The sequence below is a fragment of the Pseudomonas sp. TMW22091 genome (assembly GCF_022496705.1).
GTDB classification, from domain to species: domain Bacteria; phylum Pseudomonadota; class Gammaproteobacteria; order Pseudomonadales; family Pseudomonadaceae; genus Aquipseudomonas; species Aquipseudomonas saxonica.
The window spans coordinates 427,191-445,999 of record NZ_SCFI01000003.1; the positions used below are offsets into that span (position 1 = coordinate 427,191).

The following is an 18,809-nucleotide window of genomic DNA, read 5'->3' on the forward strand; positions in this document are numbered from 1 at the left end:
GCGCGCGTCCCTTTTACGTCCGATTGTGAGTCGCGCACTGAGACCCTGCGCAACACCGTCGTCATAATCCCTTGATAGCCTGCCTGCCAGAATTTTTAGTTACATCTGAGCAGGAGCCAAAAATGAGTGACGAGAAAGACCAAGACGCACAACCTGCCACTGACACCAGCCGTCGTCGCTTCCTCGCAGGTGCTGCTGCCTTAGGCATTGGCGCAGCTACATTGAATGCCTTTGCAGGCAGCGAGTTGGAGCGTCCGGCCAATGACCTGCCGCTACTAGGCGACGAGTTGGATAAGCAACTCCACGAGCAAGTGCAAACTATCGTGGTGATTTATGCCGAAAATCGCAGTTTCAATAATCTGTTTGCTGACTTCCCCGGTGTAGAGAAGCCACTGAGTGCACTTAAGCCCGCCGACTATCAGCAACGTGACCGTGATGGCAGCCTTTTGCAAAACTTGCCCCCCACTTGGGGCGGAGTTTTGCAGGTGGGGCCTCAAACAGTCGATGGTGTTACTTATCCCACAGGGGTGCAGTTTCAGGAAAACCTCCCTAATGCACCGTTCGCCCTAAAAGGCCCTCATCAGGAGGATCTCCCGCTAAGCCTTGTAACACGTGACCTGTGGCACGTCTTTTACCAGAATCAGATGCAAATCAATGAGGGTAAAAACGACCAATTTGTCGCCTGGGGGGATGCCGGGGGTTTGACCATGGGCCATTACGCACAGACCCAATATTCATTGCGCCTATGGGATGTAGCCCGAGAGTTCGTACTGTGCGACAACTTCTTTCAGGGCACCTTTGGCGGCTCGTTTCTGAACCATCAATACCTCATCAGCGCCACCGCCCCTACTTACCCGAACGCGGCTACGTCAGTGGCCAAATCACAAATTGCCACCTTAGAAAGCGATGACCCCACAGGCACACGTCTAAAACCCCTGGAGCAATCCCCTGCGAGCGCCATGGTTGGCGCACCACAATTCGGCCCCAGCGCGTTGACGCCGGATGGCTTTGCAGTGAACACCATGGCCCCGCCCTATTGGCCCACGTGGATTCGCGACCCACAGCGACCGGACTACTCAAAGCCAGACTTACCGAGCGTGCTAGTGCCTCAACGACACGAGCACATCGGCGACAAATTGAACAAAAAAAATATCGACTGGGCTTGGTACGCGGGTGCCTGGCAGGCCACGCTGGAGCAATTCAAAGACTCCGGCGGCATTCCAAAAATTCCCAATTTCCAGTACCACCACCAACCGTTCAACTACTTTGAGCAACAAGGCCCGCAGAATTCGGTAGAACGCAGCAAACGCCTGCGGGATGGCGGCTTGGGCGACGAAGCTCTTACCAACTATTTCCTTGCAGATGCCGAGGCAGGAAAACTACCCGCAGTGACCTTCTACAAACCGCAAGGCAACTTGAATCTGCATGCGGGCTACGCCGATGTGGCCGCCGGTGATCGACACCTGGACCGCGTACTTAAAGTGCTGCGAAAAAGCCCACAATGGAAAAATATGGTCGTGGTGCTCACCGTGGATGAAAACGGTGGCTGGTGGGATCACGTAGCCCCGCCCAAAGGTGACCGCTGGGGGCCGGGAACACGAATCCCAGCTCTGATAGTGTCGCCTTTCGCGCGCAGGGGCATGGTGGATCACACCGTCTACGACACAGCCTCCATACTGCGACTGATCACCAGGGTGCATCAGCTGGAAGTCCTTGATGGCCTCGAACAACGTGATGATGCGATGACAGCACGTGGGCAAAAGCCTATGGGCGACCTGACTAACGCGCTCTCGTTTGCTGTTGAGAGGAGTGCTAAATGCTAAGAAGGATGATCAAGCAACAGCAGGTGGCCATTGATCTGTGCGGTGTTGTCGCGACCGTCCGTGACGACAATTTCAGATGCCATTACTCTATTTCGCACCTCAATCACTTTTACAAAGCTACAGGGCACGCCCTGCGAGGCTTATGATTTTGATTGCGGAAAGGATTGTGAAGCAAAAATCCGCACTCTGAGTGCCGAATGGCACTTGCATTAAAAGACGGCAAAAGCCATTGTAATGACAAATGTCATTACGGGAGTAAAACCTATGGCTTCCATCAACATACGTGTGGACGACGAACTCAAAGCCCGCGCCTATCAAGAACTTGAACGCTTAGGCGTCACTCCCTCAGAACTGATGCGTCAAGCTCTGCAGTACGTCGCAGAACGCGGTCAACTGCCCTTCCGCCCTGTGCTCATGACCGAAGAAGACGAAGCACTCATCAACACCGTGCGCGAACGGCTTGCAGCACCACAGCGCGTGAAGGTGACGCTGGATGACCTTTAGTCTTGAGTTTGACCAGCGCGCACTCAAAGAGTGGCACAAGCTGGGAGACACGGTCAGGCAGCAATTCAAGAAGAAACTGGCAGAGATTCTGGTAAACCCACGAGTTGAGGCGAACCGGCTCCGCGACCTCCCCGATTGCTACAAAATCAAGTTGCGCAGTCTCGGTTATCGCCTTATCTACCAGGTGATTGATCAAGAGGTTGTTGTGTTCGTGGTAGCTGTCGACAAGCGTGAGAATGATGTTGCGTATCGGAAGGCTGAAGATCGACTCAAGTAGCGCTAAGAGGGCTACCACTAAGGCGGCAATATCCACTTTCATGAGTCTACTTAAAATCATGCTCAACACCTAGAGTCTAATAATTGCGAGCATGAAGGCAATCGCCACAGATTAATTGATCTTGAGTGCTGGAAGACAAATCACGTCAGAGGCTGCTATGGATCGGGTATTACGCGAGAAGATTTTGCATGGAGGCCAGCCTCCTCCACATGCTAACGACTAGAGCTGGCTGGCCTGGACGAGGTGAGTGGCAAGGTGAATTAGCACCCTGGTTGCGGAAACGATCCCAAAAGATGCGGAAACGATTACCTCTGCGCTGAGGTTTTTCCCTAACCCCAGAAACGACAAAGCCCGCCAATGGCGGGCTCTGTCGATGTAATGTGGCGGGAAACCAGGGATTCGAACCCTGGGTACGCTATTAACGTACGCCGGTTTTCAAGACCGGTGCATTCAACCACTCTGCCAATTTCCCGGATACTGCTGTCGTTGCGGGCGCCATAATACCTGAATGAAACACGTTGTCAAACTCTCTTGATCCCTTGTTTCAGAGCCTCTGCTATGATCTTTGCTACTTAACATTTCCAAACACAGGAGTTTCGCCATGCGCGAACAGGATTACGCGGTTAATAACAGCGTGCAGGCCGAGCAGCTAGAGGTCAGCCGTGTCCTGCGCAACACTTATGGTCTATTGGCTCTGACCCTCGCTTTCAGTGGTGTGATGGCTTATATCTCTCAACAGATGAGGGTCGGCTATCCCAATATTTTCGTGGTTCTCATCGGTTTTTACGGGCTGTTCTTTTTGACCAACAAGCTGCGTAATTCGGCTTGGGGCCTTGTTAGCGCCTTTGCTTTGACCGGTTTTATGGGCTTTCTGCTAGGCCCTATTCTCAACCGTTACCTGGGCATGCAGGGTGGCGCTGAAGTCGTCAGTTCCGCTTTCGCCATGACGGCGCTGGTTTTTGGCGGCCTGTCTGCCTATGTGCTGATCACTCGTAAAGACATGAGCTTTCTCGGCGGCTTCATCACTGCGGGCTTCTTTGTGCTTCTGGGCGCCACGCTGGCAAGCTTCTTTTTCCAGATCAGCGGCTTGCAATTGGCTATCAGCGCCGGTTTCGTTCTGTTTTCTTCGGTCTGCATTCTGTTCCAGACCAGCGCCATCATTCAGGGCGGCGAGCGCAACTACATCATGGCAACGATTAGCCTGTATGTGTCTATCTACAACCTGTTCATCAGCCTGCTGCAAATTTTCGGCATCATGAGCCGCGATGACTGAGTAACACCGCTAGATGAAAGCCCGCTTCGGCGGGCTTTTTGTTGTCTGCTGCAAGCATCTTTGGACTTCTGGCTTTATCATTGCCAAAGATTTGCTGACAGAGCCTTCCATGAAATTTGCCATTGCCCTTTATTCGGCAGCCCATGCGCCCTCTTCTCGCCGAGCCCTGCGCTTTGCAGAGGCAGCGTTGGCGGGTGGGCACGAGATTGTTCGATTATTTTTTTATCAAGACGGCGTGCATAGCGCTTCAAGCAATTGTGTGACGCCGCAAGATGAACTTGACCTCGCGCAACAATGGGCTGCGTTCGTCAGCAGCAATCAGCTAGACGGTGTGGTGTGCATTGCAGCTGCTTTGCGCCGCGGGGTGCTCAATGAAGAAGAAGCAGCCCGCTACCAACGCCCGGCGATCAACCTGCATGCACCCTGGGAGTTGTCCGGACTCGGCCAGTTGCACGATGCTATTCAGACGGCTGATCGACTGATCTGTTTTGGAGGGCCTTGAGATGCCTAAATCACTGTTGGTCATCAGTCGTCAGGCACCTTGGTCTGGCCCTGGCGCTAGAGAGGCATTGGATATTGTGCTCGCAGCCGGCGCATTTGATTTGCCCATTGGCCTGGTGTTTATGGATGACGGCGTATTTCAGCTAATTCCTGAACAAAATTCCGCCGCCCTCCAGCAAAAAAATATAACGGCTAATCTACAAGCCCTGTCGATGTTTGGCGTCGATGACCTTTTTGTATGCGGCTACAGCCTGACGGAGCGCGGTCTCTCAGACACTTCGTTCATAGTCGACGATGTTCAGCTACTTTCGCCAGAAGAAACACGCACTCTTATCGACCGCTACGACCAAGTGATCACCCTCTAATGTCGACCCTACACGTTCTGAGCCACTCTCCTTTTTCTGATACGCGTTTGGCCAGCTGCTTACGCATACTGGGCACTGGCGACGCGTTGCTGCTGTGTGGTGATGCGGTCTACGCCCTGCAGCCGAACAGCAACATGTGCAAGTTGCTTCAAGAAAATCTTGCTGCGCAGTCGCTTTTTATCCTCGAAGAAGACCTTGTATCGCGCAATCTGGAATGCCCTCAGTGGGCAACCGCTGTCGATTATCCCGGCTTCGTCCAGCTGTCGATTCAGTATGACAAGGTCAACACATGGCTATGAATGCACTCACCGTCAACGGCAAAACCATTGAGCTGGATAAAGACGGCTATCTGGTGGATCTCAACGACTGGTCTACCGAGGTCGCCCAAGCGTTGGCTGAGCAGTCAGGCATTGAATTGAGCCGCGAGCACTGGGAAATTCTTGAGGTGTTACGTGAGTTCTATCAGCAATTTGAGCTATCTCCTGCCACTCGCCCGCTGATCAAATACACCGCACTTAAACTGGGCGCTGAAAAAGGCAACAGCATGCACTTAAATCGCCTGTTTAACGGCACTCCCGCCAAACTCGCCGCCAAGCTGGCGGGCCTGCCGAAGCCGACCAATTGCTTATGAATACCCCCACTGCACTGGCCCTTGAAACGCCACCTGAACACCCTTTCGCACAATTTGTACGCATTTTGGGTAAAGGCAAACGCGGCGCCCGCAATTTGACCCGCGAAGAAGCTCGCCAAGCGATGGGCATGCTGCTGGATGAAAAAGCTGAGGACACACAACTGGGCGCGTTCCTGATGCTATTGCGGCATAAGGAAGAAAGCCCGGAAGAATTAGCTGGCTTTACCGAAGCCGTTCGCGAGCGCTTAACCGCACCCGCCATCCAGGTCGACATTGACTGGCCCACTTATGCCGGTAAAAAACGCCATTTACCCTGGTACCTGTTAGCGGCTAAATGCCTGGCACAAAATGGCGTGCGTATTGTGATGCACGGTGGCGGCCCTCATACCGCGGGCAGGCTGTATAGCGAGCAACTGCTCAATGAGCTGGCAATTCCGCTATGCCGTAACTGGCAAAGCGTGCAAGAAACCCTGAATACAGACAATTTGGCGTTTATCCCGTTACAAGACTGGGCACCGCAGTTGCAGCGCATGATTGATCTGCGCAATACCTTGGGTCTGCGCTCTCCGATTCACTCATTGGCTCGCATTCTCAATCCTTTAAACGCTCGCTGTGGCCTGCAAAGCATCTTCCATCCGGGCTATCAAAGCGTACACCGTGAAGCCAGCGGCCTGCTGGGCGATACCAGCATTGTGGTCAAAGGTGACGGCGGCGAAATTGAAATCAACCCGGATACCATCAGCCATCTGTATGGCACCACGGCAGGTGTTAGCTGGGACGAAGAATGGCCTGCACTGTCCGCACAGCGTCATGTGAAACCGGCCTCGCTGGACCCCGCCCATCTAAAGGCAGTATGGCGAGGTGACGTTGAAGACAGCTACCCCCAACTGGCCTTGCTTTCAACCATGGCGCTTGCCTTGCGCGGGCTCGGAACGCCGCGTGAACAGGCCTTCGAATTAGCCAAAAGCTACTGGGACAATCGCAACAAATCGATTTAACTGATGAGTAACGCCCATGTTTTGCGCTTTTTGTTCGAACTCAGCGCACTAGACTGAGTTCTAACGAAAAATGCTACGGAGTTCCTTATGGGCTTGTTAATCGATGGGCGCTGGCACGACCAGTGGTACGAAAGCAGCAAAGACGGTGCTTTCCAGCGAGAGCAGGCGCAACGCCGCAATTGGGTAACACCTGATGGCTCGCCAGGCCCAACCGGGACTGGCGGCTTTGCGGCACAAGAGGGCCGTTACCATCTGTATGTCTCCCTTGCATGCCCCTGGGCTCATCGCACGCTGATTACCCGCCAACTCAAAGGGCTTGAGTCGTTGATAGACGTCTCGGTGGTAAGCTGGTTGATGCTGGAAAACGGCTGGACGTTCGACAAGGCCTTCGGTTCCAGCGGAGACAAGCTGGACGACTTCAGTTTTCTACACCAGCGCTACACCCGGGATACGCCTGATTATACGGGTCGCGTCACCGTACCTGTGCTTTGGGATACTCAACAACAGTGCATTGTCAGCAACGAGTCGGCCGACATCATTCGCATGTTCAATACCGCATTTGACGGTTTGACTGGCAACACGCTGGACCTGTACCCGTCATCGTTGAGGGGTGAAATCGACCGCTGGAATGAGCGTATTTACCCGGCACTGAACAACGGTGTTTATCGTGCAGGATTTGCTACATCGCAATCGGCTTACGAATTGGCCTTCGACGATGTGTTCCGCGAACTGGATGATCTGGAAGCGCACCTCCAAGACAATCGTTATTTGGCAGGCCAACATTTTACCGAGGCTGATATACGACTTTTCACCACACTGATTCGTTTCGATGCGGTGTACTACAGCCACTTCAAATGCAATGAACGACGAATTGCCGATTATCCGCACCTGTCCAACTGGCTACGCGAGCTTTACCAATGGCCTGGTATCGCCGCGACGGTAGATTTCGCTCACATCAAAGGTCATTACTACGCCAGCCACCGCATGATCAATCCTACGGGGATTATTCCAAAAGGACCGGCGCAGAACTTCGCTGAGCCGCACGATCGCAACCGCCTGCCCGGCCAAGGTATTTATCTCGAATAACACCGTACTTGCAGCGAATCAGCGCTATGCAGAGCAGAAAGACTGGCCGCACACGCCTGCGGCCAGTAGCATCTCTCGCACTGATTACGAGAGTCCCACCCATGCTTATTCCTTACGACCAGCTTGAACCTGACACCCTCACTCGCCTGATCGAAGATTTCGTGAGTCGCGACGGCACAGACAATGGTGATGACACGCCCCATGAAACCCGCGTGCTACGCGTGCGCCATGCGCTCAGCAAGGGGCAGGCAGTGATTTTCTTTGACCTTGAAAGTCAGCAGTGCCAGCTGGCCCCCAGGCACGCAGTACCTAAAGAGTTCTTTGATTAAGACTCGGTCGAAGGCTTGATCAATTGTTTGGCCGCCAGCTCGTCTTTTATTCGGTCGTAAATTTCTGTTCGGTGCACGCCGATATGCTTGGGCACCTCGATTGCAAGCCTGACCTGCTTACCGTTAGTAGAAATAATGCGCACGGTCATGTCTTGCCCCAGTGAAATCACTCCGCCGATGGCGCAAGTCAATATTCGCATGGCTTTCATCTCAAGAGCTGACAGGCCATCAAGACTGCACGTCGCAAAACAGTGCTTCAATCCCTACACGGCAATTCATCCAAGACCTACAGCCAAGGGGAAGAATTCCTACAGCAATTAAGGAGTGAACCTGCTTGAAAAGCATCAAACAGCTCATCGCCTGCTAAAACACTAGGAACTGGTGAAACGCGGGCCCAACAAAATAATGGTTGCGCCTGCAACACACAGGCCGAGCCCTATCCAGTCAGAGCCTAATGGGCGAATACGCTCAACCACGGCGAGCCATGCAATGGACGTCACAATGTAAATCCCGCCATAGGCTGCATAGGCCCGACCTGCATAAACAGCTTCTACCTTGGTCAGTAGCACGGCAAATACCGTCAGACTGACAATCGCCGGAACCACCCACCAGACACTCTTGCCCTGACGCAGCCACATCCAAAACCCGTAACAACCGGCAATTTCAAATACGGCCGCCAAAAAAAACCAAACGTAGTTAAGCATCCGAGGCATCTCCCAATGTGCAGCGCGCAACCCTACTCGCGCCCCACGCAGGGATCAATACTGAAATGTTTTAGATCGCCGTTAAATAAATTTGAATTATCCGGCATCAGCAACAGTCGGACTTTGTAAGCACTGTCCAATTCATGTTCTTCAAGCGGTGCTCAAAAAGCGACACCTTGGCGGAACATATCAACAAGGAAAGAATCATGACAACAATCCTTCTCATCATCTTGATTTTGCTGTTAGTGGGTGGCCTTCCTGTGTTCCCGCACTCGAAAAGCTGGGGATACGGGCCATCAGGCGTTATCGGCGTTGTGTTGGTTGTGCTGCTGGTATTGCTGTTACTTGGCAAAATATAGCGCTGGCGGCTTAAACCACCGCGCAATAAAAAAGAGGCCAATTGGCCTCTTTTTTATTGCTTACTGCATGTTTGCTTACTTCGGATCTTCTACGCCTGCAGTGTTATCCACCAAGCTTTTGGTAGCGGTTTGCAAGAAAGATTCGAGCTTCTGCTTCAGATCAGCTTCTTCAGGCGAGCCAGCCACTACTTTAGCTTCAGGGTTGGCACCCAGCGTGTACTGCCACACTTTACCGGGCATATCCTTTGGCTGAACCAGGATGTGGTCATCACTGATGATAGCCACCGTCTGATCACTGCCCGAGGGCTTGATGATGCCTCGCCCTTTGTCACCTTCCGGCAAGGTGAGCAAATCACGACCCCAGCACTGCTGACGGAACTCACCGCCCAGACGCCCCATGATGGTCGGCACAATATCGACCTGAGTACCGACCGTGTCATTGCGCGCGCCAAACTTCTCCTGAATGCCTGGCCCGATCAGCAGCAACGGAACGTTAAAGCGCCCCAAGTCCATTTCGGAAATTTGCTGTTCGTTACCGAAACCGTGGTCGCCGACCACAACAAAGAGTGTTTCTTTGAAATAAGGTTCTTTACGCGCTTTTTCGAAGAACTGGCCCAAGGCCCAATCTGAATACCGCATCGCCGTCAAATGCTCGTTCAGGGAACCGCGATCAGTAACAGGCTCAACGGGCAGCGGTGTAGGCAACGCATACGGCGTGTGGTTGGACAAGGTTTGCAACAAGGCATAGAAAGGCGCCTTGCCTTCACGCTTTTTCAGTTCTTCCAGACCACGGTTGAACATGTCCTGATCGGACACGCCCCACGTTGGATCCGAGAACACCGGGTTAACAAAATCGTTACGACCCACAAACGTGGTCATACCCTGATTGCTAAAGAAACCCGACTGGTTGTCCCATGCAAAATCGCCGTTGTAGACATAGACGTCGTCAAACTGGCGAGCGCTCAGCAACTCAGGCAGACCGGACAGCTTGTGGCTGCCTTCCGGGGTTTGCATCAGGTATTCAAAACCCGGCAGGTTCGGGAAGCACGCCATGGTCGCAAACATGCCCTGGTGGGTGTGCGTACCGTTGGAAAAGAAGCGCTCGAACAGCAAACCTTCTTTGGCTAACTGGTCAAAGTAAGGAGTGACATTGCCTGGACGCCCCAAAGCACCCACCGAATGGCCAGCGAAACTTTCCATCAAAATCACGACAACATTTTTGATCGGTAAGGTTTTTTCCGCAGGCGGTGTGGTATCGCGGCGCACAGGTGCTGTATCCGGATCAACCAGCTTATCGTTCTCGGTCAGCAACATGTCGCGCACGGTCTGCTGCGCCACCGAATCTTCCAGCGTGGGTTTCCAGATATTGGTGCGCTCATCCGAGAAACGGCTTTTTGCCGCAGTAATCAACGACAGAGAACCATTGAGACCCAACTGGTTGGCGAAGTTGGAGTCTGTCGTGTAGGCATCACCCCAGCGCAGTGGAGGACCTTGGCGCAGTGTGCCCCGGGCAGCGACCACACACACCAGCAGCACCACCACGAACACCACAGCACGGCCATACCATGGCGCTACGCTCCGCGCTTCACTCGATACACCCGCTACAGCGCGTGGACGCGTCAGGCGGTCAGCGCCGCGGAAAGCAAAGTACAAAATGACCGTACCCACTGCCCATGCCAACAGATAGCGAACCACCGGGAAGCCGTACCAAAGCATGCTCATGACGGTTTTTGGGTCTTCCTTTACATATTGGAAAACCAGACCGTTCAGACGCTGATGGAACTCCCGATAGAAATCCATCTCCATCAGGCCCAAAAACAACGCCAGACTGGAGGCGGCTGTCAGCCAGAAGCGCAGCACGCCTCGGCAAGCCATGGCTTTGACGCTGAGGAATGCCAACACACACGGAATGCTGAGATAGACCACGATTCGCAAGTCAAATCGCAAACCGTTCGCGAACGCTTCCAGAAAAGTCGAGGCCGGAGTATCGAGGATCATTTCTCGGTTATAAACCAGCAAGGCCACCCGAAGGAGGGTGAACATCACCATCATGATCAAGGCACAGAGCAGCGTAAACGCCAGATGCGATTTGACGGTCGGTTGCAACACACGTGTAGTCGCATGCTGTTGTTTTGGGGCGTCCGGGATTGCCATGTCGTTTAAGGACCCATTGGTTCAGATTGAAGTGGCTTTTATTATGCAGCGCCCTGCCCTCGTGGTTTCTCTACGATTAGATGCAACCGTAGGTCACGTGGACTGAGCACATGCAGCATTGACCTCAAGGTAATCCACTGAGGTCAATGCCATTTATTACGCAACATTATCGAATGAGAGGCATCGCAAGCACCGTATAAGGGGGCGGAGCCACTCAGAGGCCGAAATTTTGCGCGCGAATTGTCCTAAACCTTCCGTGAAAATTTCGTACAGAGAACATCTTGAAACACAAGAAAGCGTCGGGAAAGACTTTTTGCCACAGGCATGCCCACCCCCCTCAAGCACCTTGCAGATCTTGGGGGAGCAGGCTTATCAGCACAACCGTCTATTAATCGTTGCTTGGCTTGTTAATGGCCTGCAACACATATTGCGGTAGAGCAAATGCGCCGATATGGATCTCGGGGTTGTAGTAACGGGTCACGATGCCGCTTCCGGCGAAACGCTGGCGCAGGGTCTCCAGTGGCAATTTGCGGTAGGACTTGTCGGTAGCCCCCCAAGCAAACGTCATCGCGCCACCGATGTAAGTCGGCACCGCTGCCTGATAGAAATGCCAGTCGGCGAAGAGGCTGCGCATGCGCCCGGCCGTGGTCTTCACTTCGTTCAGCTGCATGAACGGGGTACCGTTTTGCGTGACCAGTACACCGCCATCATTCAGACAACGATGGCAAGCCTGGTAAAAGTTTTCGGAAAAGAGCACTTCGCCCGGCCCGATAGGGTCAGTGGAGTCCGAAATGATGACATCGAATTTTTCTTCGGTCGTGGCGACAAAACGCATGCCGTCATCGATCACCAGATTGAGGCGCGGGTCGTCGTAGGCGCCGTTGGAGTGGTTAGGCAGAAACTCTTTGCACATGTCCACCACGGTGCCATCGATCTCGACCATGGTGATGTGTTCGATGCCCCGGTGCTTGGTCACTTCACGCAGCATGCCGCCATCGCCACCGCCAATGATCAGGACGCGCTTGACTGCACCGTGAGCCAGGATCGGCACATGGGTGAGCATTTCGTGGTAAATGAATTCATCCGCTTCAGTGGTCTGGATAACACCGTCCAGCGCCATGACCCGGCCCATGACCGGATTTTCGAAAATCACCAGGTGCTGGTGCTCGGTACGCACTTCATGCAGCAATTTGTCCATGCGAAAACGCTGGCCATAGCCTTCATAAAGGGTTTCGAGATAGTCGGTCTTTGGTGTTTCAGTCATGGGTAGTCCCTTGAATGCTGGTGGCAACGGACGGTCACCCGCCCATGATCGACAGTCAAGCCGTAGATCGCGTTCGCAATACACCGACTTAACTGCCCAAGAAAGGCGCGCATTCTACGTCGAGGAACCTGACAGGTCGAACCTTGACGTTGACTGACTCAGCGGTTAGCCAACTGAAGGTGGCGTAAACCGCTCATTAATGGCTCAAATCCGAACATTGCCCCTTGGGCCGGCGATGGCCCAAATAATCAGCCCCAGTACAGGCAGCAGGATGATCAGCAAGATCCAGAGAATTTTCGCCCCCGTTCCGGCACCGCTTTTAATCACATTGATAATGGCCCAAATATCCAGTGCCAGAATGATGAGACCAATGAGACCGTTAAACGTAGAACCCATGATGATGCTCCTGAGTGAGAACTTGTCTACTTAGGATAGTCAGCTATGGGCAGGGTTCCGTTTTTTATTACAGGCCGTACTGGATTAAACGTGGACAGCGATTTTGAGGGCTTCCAAAGAAGGCGCTGCGCTGATCCCGAGGGCCTCGCACAGTTCCAGCACACGCGGAACGTCTTCGCCGTAGACCAGCACCACCTGAAGCGCGTCATCCAGCGGTTGGCTGACATTCATCAACACATAACCGCCTTTATCCGCCGACATGCTGCCCATCTGGATCTGAATCCGGTTTAGCGCAGTCAGCGCTTCGGTCTTAGCCAGTTGTTTCGGTTTGATATTGAACGCCACATTTGGGCCAAACGACGCGACGATTTGTTCAAACAGGTCCATGTAGGTATCTGCCTGGAACAAGACCGTTTCAGGCAAACTGCCGATCACAACCCACTCCCCCAGCGTGATCGGGAAGGTTTCGTCGTAGTTGATATCTGGATTGGCAGCCAGAAATGCAGCAGGGTCAGCGTAGGCCTGAGACGCTTCATCAGCGATTTTGGCTATGTCGTCGTCGCTCAGGCAGCCAGAGCTGATTTTGCTGATAAGTTCGACGAGAGCAGTTTTCATGGGCAGACCTGTAACAGGGAAAAAGAGGGCGCGCAGGATATATCAAATGCGCCCCCCGAGGACATCGCATCAGCCCAGCAGTTTTTCCAACTGAGCGGTGGTATCGACAGCACCCATCGTCCTTGCCGCGTCCAGGGCAGTCGTACCGCTGGCGTCTTTAGCTTTTGGGTCGGCGCCTTTACTGATCAGGAAATCAATGATTGCCGCCCGGTTGAACATGGCTGCCATCATCAATGCCGTGCGACCGTCAAAAGAAGCACCTTCGACCTGTGCGCCACCCTCGACCAACGCCTGCACCATCGCCAGGTCGCCTTTGAACGCGGCACCCTGAATCGGGCTTTGGCCGTTGTCATTGCGAATTTCAGGGTCGGCTTTATGCTCCAGCAACACTTTCACCGCTTCAACATGACCGTGGTAGCTCGCCAGCATCAACAAGGTATCGCCTTTATGGTTGCGCAGATTGGGTGGCAAGCCTTTGCTCAACAACGCAGCCAGCATGGCCGCATCGCCTTCACGGGCTTTGTTGAACACCTGTTCGGCAAAGTCGGCGGCTTCTTCTGGGGTCATTTGCCGATTTTGATCTGCTGGCTTGTTATCTGACATATGAGGCTCCGTGTTCGCTACAAAAAAGCCTAGTTTCCTGACACAACCCCGGCCTGTCACCCCTTTTGTGTATACGGCACTTATAGAAAAAATCTATAAGCACGCCCCTAAGCATGAATTTTACTTCGATGATTGATCACGACTGGGCAAATTGCAGGGTGAACTTTTAGCACTCATGCAAAATGCACGACCCAGTCACGGCGCATATTTATCAAGCTATTGATTTATAACGATTTTATTTAATCATTCGACTGGCACAGTCCCTGCAACTCTCACTTCATACAAGCCTTCCACGCGCTAATGGAGATGAAGACATGAGTCTGATCCAAGAAAAATTCACTTCCCTGTTCTCGAACCACAAGGTCACCGTAAAGCCTCGCCCTGATGGTGGCGTGTTGCTCACGCTGTGTGACAGCGATGGCAAACAGACTCAGCGTTGTATTTCGTATGCTCAATTGCACACCGCTGAGCAATTGACTTGGGTGATTAGCGCCATCCGTCGCGACCTGGCAGGTAACGCCAGCGAATTGCCGACCATTTCGATGCTGCAAAGCCAACATCGCTTTGCCCTGCCTACCTATCATTCAGCGTAATGGCATCGCGACTCGCGCACAGCAAAACGCCGGCATTGACCGGCTTTTTGCTGTGTTGCAGTGAGGTTTTTGTTAAAGGTGTTCCACGTCAATATCAAGAAAACTGCTGACGGTCTTATGCCCTTTCAATTGACCTCCTTCGCGCGCCAGTCCACAGGTCTGCAAGCCGGCCTCTTGAGCCGCATCCAGTTCCTCGACAATATCTGAAAGAAACAGAATTTGGCCCGCCAGGCAGCCTATGGCTTCGGTGATACGCCGGTAGGACTGCGCCTCACGCTTGGGGCCTGAAGTGGTATCAAAATAGCCGGAGAACAGCGTCGAGAGATCCCCCGCTTCGGAGCAGCCGAAAATCAATTTCTGTGCTTGAACCGAACCTGACGAATACACGTACAGTTCATACCCCAGCGCATGCCAACCCTTTAGGGCTTGGACCGCATCCGGGTAAACATGCCCTTTCAACTCACCCGCCTCGTAACCTTGCTTCCAGACCATGCCTTGCAGAGCTTTGAGCGGCGTTGCCTTGCGGTCCTCGGCAATCCATTGGGCGAGGATCTCGATGACTCGCTCGACGTCCGCTTCGGGTTCACCGCTGTCCAGTCGCACTTCGCCCAACTGCATGGCCACTTCAGGGTCTTCAGCGTGAGCCCGAACAAAATCGGGCATATGCGTGGCTGCATAAGGAAACAGCACGTCAAAAACGAAGCTCACGGCGCTGGTCGTGCCTTCGATATCGGTGAGGATGGCCTTGATCGGCATGGGGGCTCCTTAATCTTCGAGACGGGGAAAGCGGCTGGCGATGTCTTCACCCGTAAAATTCGCCACCCAGCCTTCTGGGTTATTGAATAAACGGATAGCCACAAAATGAGGATGTTCGCCCATATCGAACCAGTGAGGCGTGCCTGCTGGGACTGAGATCAGGTCGTTTTTCTCGCACAGGACTGCATAGACATAATCGCCAATGTGCAGCGTAAACAGCCCTCGCCCGGCAACGAAAAATCGCACTTCATCCTCAGCATGGCGATGCTCATCCAGAAACTTGGCGCGCAACTCTGCTTTCTGCGGGTGGTCGCTGTTCAGACTGATGACGTCCACAGTGATGTAGCCGCGCTCAGTCATCAACTGATCAATCTGTTGACGATAAGCACTGATCACTTCTTCCTGAGTCGCACCCGGCTGGATCGGCGCAGCGGCTTGCCAACGATCAAAGCGCACACCCTGCTCGGCCAGGGTGGACTGGATGTCATCAAGGTGGGTTAACACCTTGTTCGGAAGTTCTGGGCTGGAAATGTGATAGACGGACAGGCTGCTCATGGATGCGGTTCCTCGGCGTAGGCGTGCGCTTTCGGCTTTTACAGGCCGTTCAGGCAAACCATTGAATTCAGGCGGTGAGCTTCTTCACAGTGAAGTCAGCGTTAACGGTTAAGTACGGCACGGGTTTTGAGCTCACATTCAAACAAGAACTCAAAGGCCTCGATCTGACGCAAGGCATCGCTCATTCGCGCCCCCCATGTGTACAGACCGTGCCCACGGATCAAGTACCCCACGCAGTCAGGATGAGCCTCAAGCCACGGCTGAACCTTGCCTGCCAGACGCTCGATGTCCTGATCATTGTCAAAAATAGGCACCTGCACTTTCGATGCATGGGTCGACACACCGCTGAAGGCTTTTTGCAGTTCGTAATCCTCAAACTCAAGGCTGTTACCGGGCGTGAGCCGCGACAGTACGGTCGCATTCACAGAATGCGTGTGCAACACGGCACCAATTTCAGGCCGCCAGCGGTACAACTGGGTATGCAGCAAGGTCTCGGCAGAAGGTTTTTTGCCAGGTTCAAGGCTATTACCCGACAAATCGGTAGCCAGTACATCATCCAGGCCCAACTGGCCTTTATGTTTACCCGAAACCGTCAACAACGCCTCGGTGGCCGAAAGTCGGGTCGAATAGTTGCTACTGGTGGCAGGCGACCAGCCACGACCGTACAGGAAGCGCCCGGCTTCTATGATTTCCAGGCTCAAGTGTTCACGGGTAAGGCTCATGGCCTGTCCTCTTGCAGTCGAGTTGCGATGATAACGGCTGCGGCCAATGCTGAGGCGCTTGCCATACTAAAGGTGATAGTCGGGCCGAGTGTGTTCCAGCTGTAACCGGCATATAGCGCACCCACAGCCCCCCCGATGCCCGCCAAAGTGGCGTATAGCGCTTGCCCCTGACCTTGTTGGCCGGGCCCGAAGCTGCGTTGAACGAAGGCCATGGCGCAGGCGTGAAAACTGCCAAAAGTGGCCGCATGCAGCAGCTGAGCCAGCAACAATACCCACAGGTATTCGGCAAACGAGCCCAGCATCAGCCATCGCAGGGCCGCCAGCACAAAGCTGACCATAAGTACTCTTCGTACCGAAAATGCCAGCAAGATGCGTCGCATGGCCAGAAACATCAGAACCTCTGCCACCACACCCAACGCCCACAACAGGCCAATCACACCCCGGCTGTAGCCAAGGTCTTCTAGGTGCAAGGTCAGAAAGGTGTAATACGGCCCGTGGCTCAGTTGCATCAATGCCACACAGGCATAAAACGCCAGCACTCCGGGACTGCGCAACTGCTGAACAAACCCGCCGAGCAGCACCTTGCGCCCCTCGCTGGACGGCTGCGCTCCGGGCACCCACAGGCTGCACACCACAATGCCTGCCATGATGACGAGTACGGCCGCAGGATAAATATCCAGATCCAGCCACTCAAACAGGCGCCCGAGACTCACCACGGCCAAAATAAAACCAATCGAGCCCCACAGCCGGATCTGGCTATAACGCTCGGGCTGCTGGCGCAAATGGGCAAAGGTGATGACTTCGAACTGCGGCAGCACCGCATGCCAAAAGAACGCATGCAGGGCCATGACCAGTGCCAGCCAGGCATAGCTCTTGCTGACGAAAATCAGGCTGAAACTGAGCAAGGTGCACAGTGCGCCGAGCCGTACAATCAGCAAGCGTCGCCCCGTATAGTCGCCCAGCCAGCCCCATAAATTCGGCGCCACACAGCGCATCAACATCGGGATGGCCACCAGCTCGCCTATTCTTGCGCTGGAGAAGCCGAGATGGTGGAAGTACAGCGCCAGATACGGCGCTGTAGCCCCCAGCAAGGCGAAGTAGAAAAGGTAGAAGCCTGACAACCGCCAGTAAGGAAGTGGTGCCACGGTCGTCAGACCACGGCACCCATACGCCCCTGCATTACAACTGGCCCAGCACAGGCGTGCTCACACGCACATCGGCATTCTGCCCGCGGTGACGCAGCAAGTGATCCATCAGCACAATGGCCATCATGGCCTCGGCAATTGGCGTGGCGCGGATGCCCACACAGGGGTCATGACGACCTTTGGTGATCACGTCGACCGGGTTGCCATGCACATCAATCGAGCGACCTGGGGTGGTGATGCTTGATGTGGGCTTCAACGCGAGATGCGCAACAATCGGCTGACCGGACGAAATACCGCCCAAAATGCCGCCCGCGTTATTGCTCACAAACCCCTCAGGCGTCAGCTCGTCGCGGTGCTCGGTGCCGCGCTGGGCAACGCTGGCGAAACCTGCACCTATTTCAATGCCCTTGACCGCATTGATGCTCATCAAAGCGTGGGCCAGTTCGGCGTCCAGACGATCAAAAATCGGCTCACCCAAACCTGGAATGACACCCTCGGCCACCACCGTGATTTTGGCACCCACCGAGTCCTGATCGCGACGCAGTTGGTCCATGTAAGCTTCAAGCTCTGGCACTTTGTCCGGATCTGGGCTGAAAAAGGCGTTTTGCTCGACCGAATCCCAGGTCTTGAACGGGATTTCGATCGGGCCCAGTTGACTCATATAGCCACGAATCACAATGCCTTGGGTCGCCAGATACTTCTTGGCGATAGCACCCGCGGCAACCCGCATGGCAGTTTCACGTGCAGAACTGCGCCCACCACCGCGATAATCACGCTCACCGTATTTGTGGTGATAGGTGTAATCGGCATGCGCGGGGCGAAACAGGTCTTTGATCGCCGAGTAGTCCTTGGACTTCTGGTCAGTATTGCGAATCAGCAGGCCAATGGCACAGCCCGTCGTACGCCCTTCGAACACGCCGGAAAGGATCTCGACTTCGTCCGGCTCCTGACGTTGTGTGGTGTGCCGGCTGGTGCCGGGCTTGCGGCGGTCAAGATCGCGTTGCAAGTCTTCAAGGGACAGCTCAAGCCCGGGCGGGCAGCCATCAACAATGGCGACCAACGCCGGGCCATGGCTTTCGCCTGCGGTGGTGACAGTGAACAGCTTGCCGTAGGTATTGCCGGACATGCAGGGAGCTCCGCGAAAAACAGTTGATTA

25 protein-coding genes and 1 tRNA gene are annotated in these 18,809 nt (G+C 54.1%); 13 read left to right on the forward strand and 13 right to left on the reverse strand.

The window, feature by feature from the left end:
- The first annotated feature begins 122 nt into the window (after positions 1–122).
- The 3 genes from EQV93_RS08520 to EQV93_RS08530 all read left to right on the forward strand — a co-directional run bounded on the left by EQV93_RS08520 (position 123) and on the right by EQV93_RS08530 (position 2,604).
- Positions 123–1,823, forward strand: a complete 1,701-nt coding sequence (locus tag EQV93_RS08520) for an acid phosphatase (RefSeq protein WP_240891369.1) — start codon at positions 123–125, stop codon at positions 1,821–1,823.
- Between the two features lie 264 nt (positions 1,824–2,087).
- Positions 2,088–2,327 (forward strand): type II toxin-antitoxin system RelB/DinJ family antitoxin, encoded by a 240-nt coding sequence (locus EQV93_RS08525; RefSeq protein WP_055101365.1) that lies wholly within the window; start codon positions 2,088–2,090, stop codon positions 2,325–2,327.
- Positions 2,317–2,604, forward strand: coding sequence for a type II toxin-antitoxin system RelE family toxin (locus tag EQV93_RS08530; protein ID WP_146427280.1), 288 nt, complete (start codon positions 2,317–2,319; stop codon positions 2,602–2,604). Before EQV93_RS08525 ends, EQV93_RS08530 begins: the two co-directional genes overlap by 11 nt.
- A 381-nt stretch (positions 2,605–2,985) precedes the next feature.
- Here EQV93_RS08530 and EQV93_RS08535 read toward each other — a convergent pair.
- Positions 2,986–3,076 (reverse strand) — tRNA-Ser (locus tag EQV93_RS08535).
- A 129-nt stretch (positions 3,077–3,205) separates the two neighbouring features.
- Here EQV93_RS08535 and EQV93_RS08540 point away from each other — a divergent pair.
- The 8 genes from EQV93_RS08540 to EQV93_RS08575 all read left to right on the forward strand — a co-directional run bounded on the left by EQV93_RS08540 (position 3,206) and on the right by EQV93_RS08575 (position 7,787).
- Entirely contained in the window at positions 3,206–3,877 is a 672-nt protein-coding gene (locus EQV93_RS08540; RefSeq protein ID WP_122782928.1) for a Bax inhibitor-1/YccA family protein, read from the forward strand.
- Between the two features lie 109 nt (positions 3,878–3,986).
- Positions 3,987–4,379: a sulfurtransferase complex subunit TusD gene (gene tusD / locus EQV93_RS08545; RefSeq protein WP_122783055.1), complete on the forward strand. Its 393-nt coding sequence runs from the start codon at positions 3,987–3,989 to the stop codon at positions 4,377–4,379.
- A gap of 1 nt (position 4,380) precedes the next feature.
- The gene (gene tusC, locus EQV93_RS08550; protein WP_146427171.1) at positions 4,381–4,743 is read left to right on the forward strand and encodes a sulfurtransferase complex subunit TusC; all 363 of its coding nucleotides are present in this window, start codon (positions 4,381–4,383) and stop codon (positions 4,741–4,743) included.
- Complete coding sequence (tusB, locus tag EQV93_RS08555) at positions 4,743–5,042, forward strand: sulfurtransferase complex subunit TusB (RefSeq protein WP_240891370.1); 300 nt, start codon at positions 4,743–4,745, stop codon at positions 5,040–5,042. The genes tusC and tusB overlap by 1 nt, the downstream gene beginning before the upstream one ends.
- The gene (locus EQV93_RS08560) at positions 5,039–5,374 is read left to right on the forward strand and encodes a TusE/DsrC/DsvC family sulfur relay protein (RefSeq protein WP_122782931.1); all 336 of its coding nucleotides are present in this window, start codon (positions 5,039–5,041) and stop codon (positions 5,372–5,374) included. Before tusB ends, EQV93_RS08560 begins: the two co-directional genes overlap by 4 nt.
- A complete protein-coding gene (locus EQV93_RS08565) occupies positions 5,371–6,372 on the forward strand; it encodes a glycosyl transferase family protein (protein WP_122782932.1) in 1,002 nt (333 codons plus the stop codon). The genes EQV93_RS08560 and EQV93_RS08565 overlap by 4 nt, the downstream gene beginning before the upstream one ends.
- An 87-nt stretch (positions 6,373–6,459) precedes the next feature.
- Positions 6,460–7,458 (forward strand): glutathione S-transferase family protein, encoded by a 999-nt coding sequence (locus EQV93_RS08570; protein ID WP_122782933.1) that lies wholly within the window; start codon positions 6,460–6,462, stop codon positions 7,456–7,458.
- Between the two features lie 101 nt (positions 7,459–7,559).
- The gene (locus EQV93_RS08575) at positions 7,560–7,787 is read left to right on the forward strand and encodes a YheU family protein (protein WP_122782934.1); all 228 of its coding nucleotides are present in this window, start codon (positions 7,560–7,562) and stop codon (positions 7,785–7,787) included.
- On the opposite strand, the gene EQV93_RS08580 is transcribed toward EQV93_RS08575, so the two are convergent.
- On the reverse strand, positions 7,784–7,987 hold the full coding sequence (locus tag EQV93_RS08580; RefSeq protein ID WP_146383659.1) for a carbon storage regulator: 204 nt from the start codon (positions 7,985–7,987) through the stop codon (positions 7,784–7,786). The genes EQV93_RS08575 and EQV93_RS08580 overlap by 4 nt on opposite strands.
- A 171-nt stretch (positions 7,988–8,158) precedes the next feature.
- Positions 8,159–8,491 (reverse strand): YnfA family protein, encoded by a 333-nt coding sequence (locus EQV93_RS08585; RefSeq protein ID WP_122782936.1) that lies wholly within the window; start codon positions 8,489–8,491, stop codon positions 8,159–8,161.
- Between the two features lie 206 nt (positions 8,492–8,697).
- Between EQV93_RS08585 and EQV93_RS08590 the strand changes: the two genes are divergently transcribed.
- Complete coding sequence (locus EQV93_RS08590) at positions 8,698–8,850, forward strand: DUF3309 family protein (RefSeq protein WP_122782937.1); 153 nt, start codon at positions 8,698–8,700, stop codon at positions 8,848–8,850.
- Positions 8,851–8,925: 75 nt separating this feature from the next.
- Here the strand turns inward: EQV93_RS08590 and EQV93_RS08595 are convergent, their stop codons facing one another.
- From EQV93_RS08595 to EQV93_RS08615, 5 genes are all read right to left on the reverse strand, one after another.
- Positions 8,926–11,004 (reverse strand): LTA synthase family protein, encoded by a 2,079-nt coding sequence (locus EQV93_RS08595; RefSeq protein WP_146427167.1) that lies wholly within the window; start codon positions 11,002–11,004, stop codon positions 8,926–8,928.
- Between the two features lie 388 nt (positions 11,005–11,392).
- A complete protein-coding gene (speE, locus tag EQV93_RS08600; protein WP_122782939.1) occupies positions 11,393–12,268 on the reverse strand; it encodes a polyamine aminopropyltransferase in 876 nt (291 codons plus the stop codon).
- A gap of 204 nt (positions 12,269–12,472) precedes the next feature.
- Positions 12,473–12,664 (reverse strand): PLDc N-terminal domain-containing protein, encoded by a 192-nt coding sequence (locus EQV93_RS08605; RefSeq protein ID WP_122782940.1) that lies wholly within the window; start codon positions 12,662–12,664, stop codon positions 12,473–12,475.
- Positions 12,665–12,748: 84 nt separating this feature from the next.
- Positions 12,749–13,279 carry a hypothetical protein gene (locus EQV93_RS08610; protein ID WP_122782941.1) on the reverse strand — a complete coding sequence of 177 codons (531 nt, stop codon included), beginning with the start codon at positions 13,277–13,279 and terminating at the stop codon, positions 12,749–12,751.
- A 69-nt stretch (positions 13,280–13,348) separates the two neighbouring features.
- Complete coding sequence (locus EQV93_RS08615; RefSeq protein ID WP_122782942.1) at positions 13,349–13,882, reverse strand: ankyrin repeat domain-containing protein; 534 nt, start codon at positions 13,880–13,882, stop codon at positions 13,349–13,351.
- 314 nt (positions 13,883–14,196) lie between these two features.
- Between EQV93_RS08615 and EQV93_RS08620 the strand changes: the two genes are divergently transcribed.
- Positions 14,197–14,475 (forward strand): DUF3509 domain-containing protein, encoded by a 279-nt coding sequence (locus EQV93_RS08620; RefSeq protein WP_146383663.1) that lies wholly within the window; start codon positions 14,197–14,199, stop codon positions 14,473–14,475.
- Positions 14,476–14,547: 72 nt separating this feature from the next.
- On the opposite strand, the gene mtnC is transcribed toward EQV93_RS08620, so the two are convergent.
- From mtnC to aroC, 5 genes are all read right to left on the reverse strand, one after another.
- Entirely contained in the window at positions 14,548–15,231 is a 684-nt protein-coding gene (mtnC, locus tag EQV93_RS08625) for an acireductone synthase (protein ID WP_240891371.1), read from the reverse strand.
- Between the two features lie 9 nt (positions 15,232–15,240).
- Positions 15,241–15,786, reverse strand: coding sequence for a 1,2-dihydroxy-3-keto-5-methylthiopentene dioxygenase (locus tag EQV93_RS08630; protein ID WP_122782945.1), 546 nt, complete (start codon positions 15,784–15,786; stop codon positions 15,241–15,243).
- A 101-nt stretch (positions 15,787–15,887) separates the two neighbouring features.
- On the reverse strand, positions 15,888–16,508 hold the full coding sequence (locus tag EQV93_RS08635; RefSeq protein WP_146383665.1) for a methylthioribulose 1-phosphate dehydratase: 621 nt from the start codon (positions 16,506–16,508) through the stop codon (positions 15,888–15,890).
- Positions 16,505–17,653 carry an MFS transporter gene (locus tag EQV93_RS08640; protein ID WP_240891372.1) on the reverse strand — a complete coding sequence of 383 codons (1,149 nt, stop codon included), beginning with the start codon at positions 17,651–17,653 and terminating at the stop codon, positions 16,505–16,507. The genes EQV93_RS08635 and EQV93_RS08640 overlap by 4 nt, the downstream gene beginning before the upstream one ends.
- 34 nt (positions 17,654–17,687) lie before the next feature.
- Entirely contained in the window at positions 17,688–18,779 is a 1,092-nt protein-coding gene (gene aroC / locus EQV93_RS08645) for a chorismate synthase (protein WP_122782948.1), read from the reverse strand.
- Positions 18,780–18,809 lie beyond the last annotated feature (30 nt).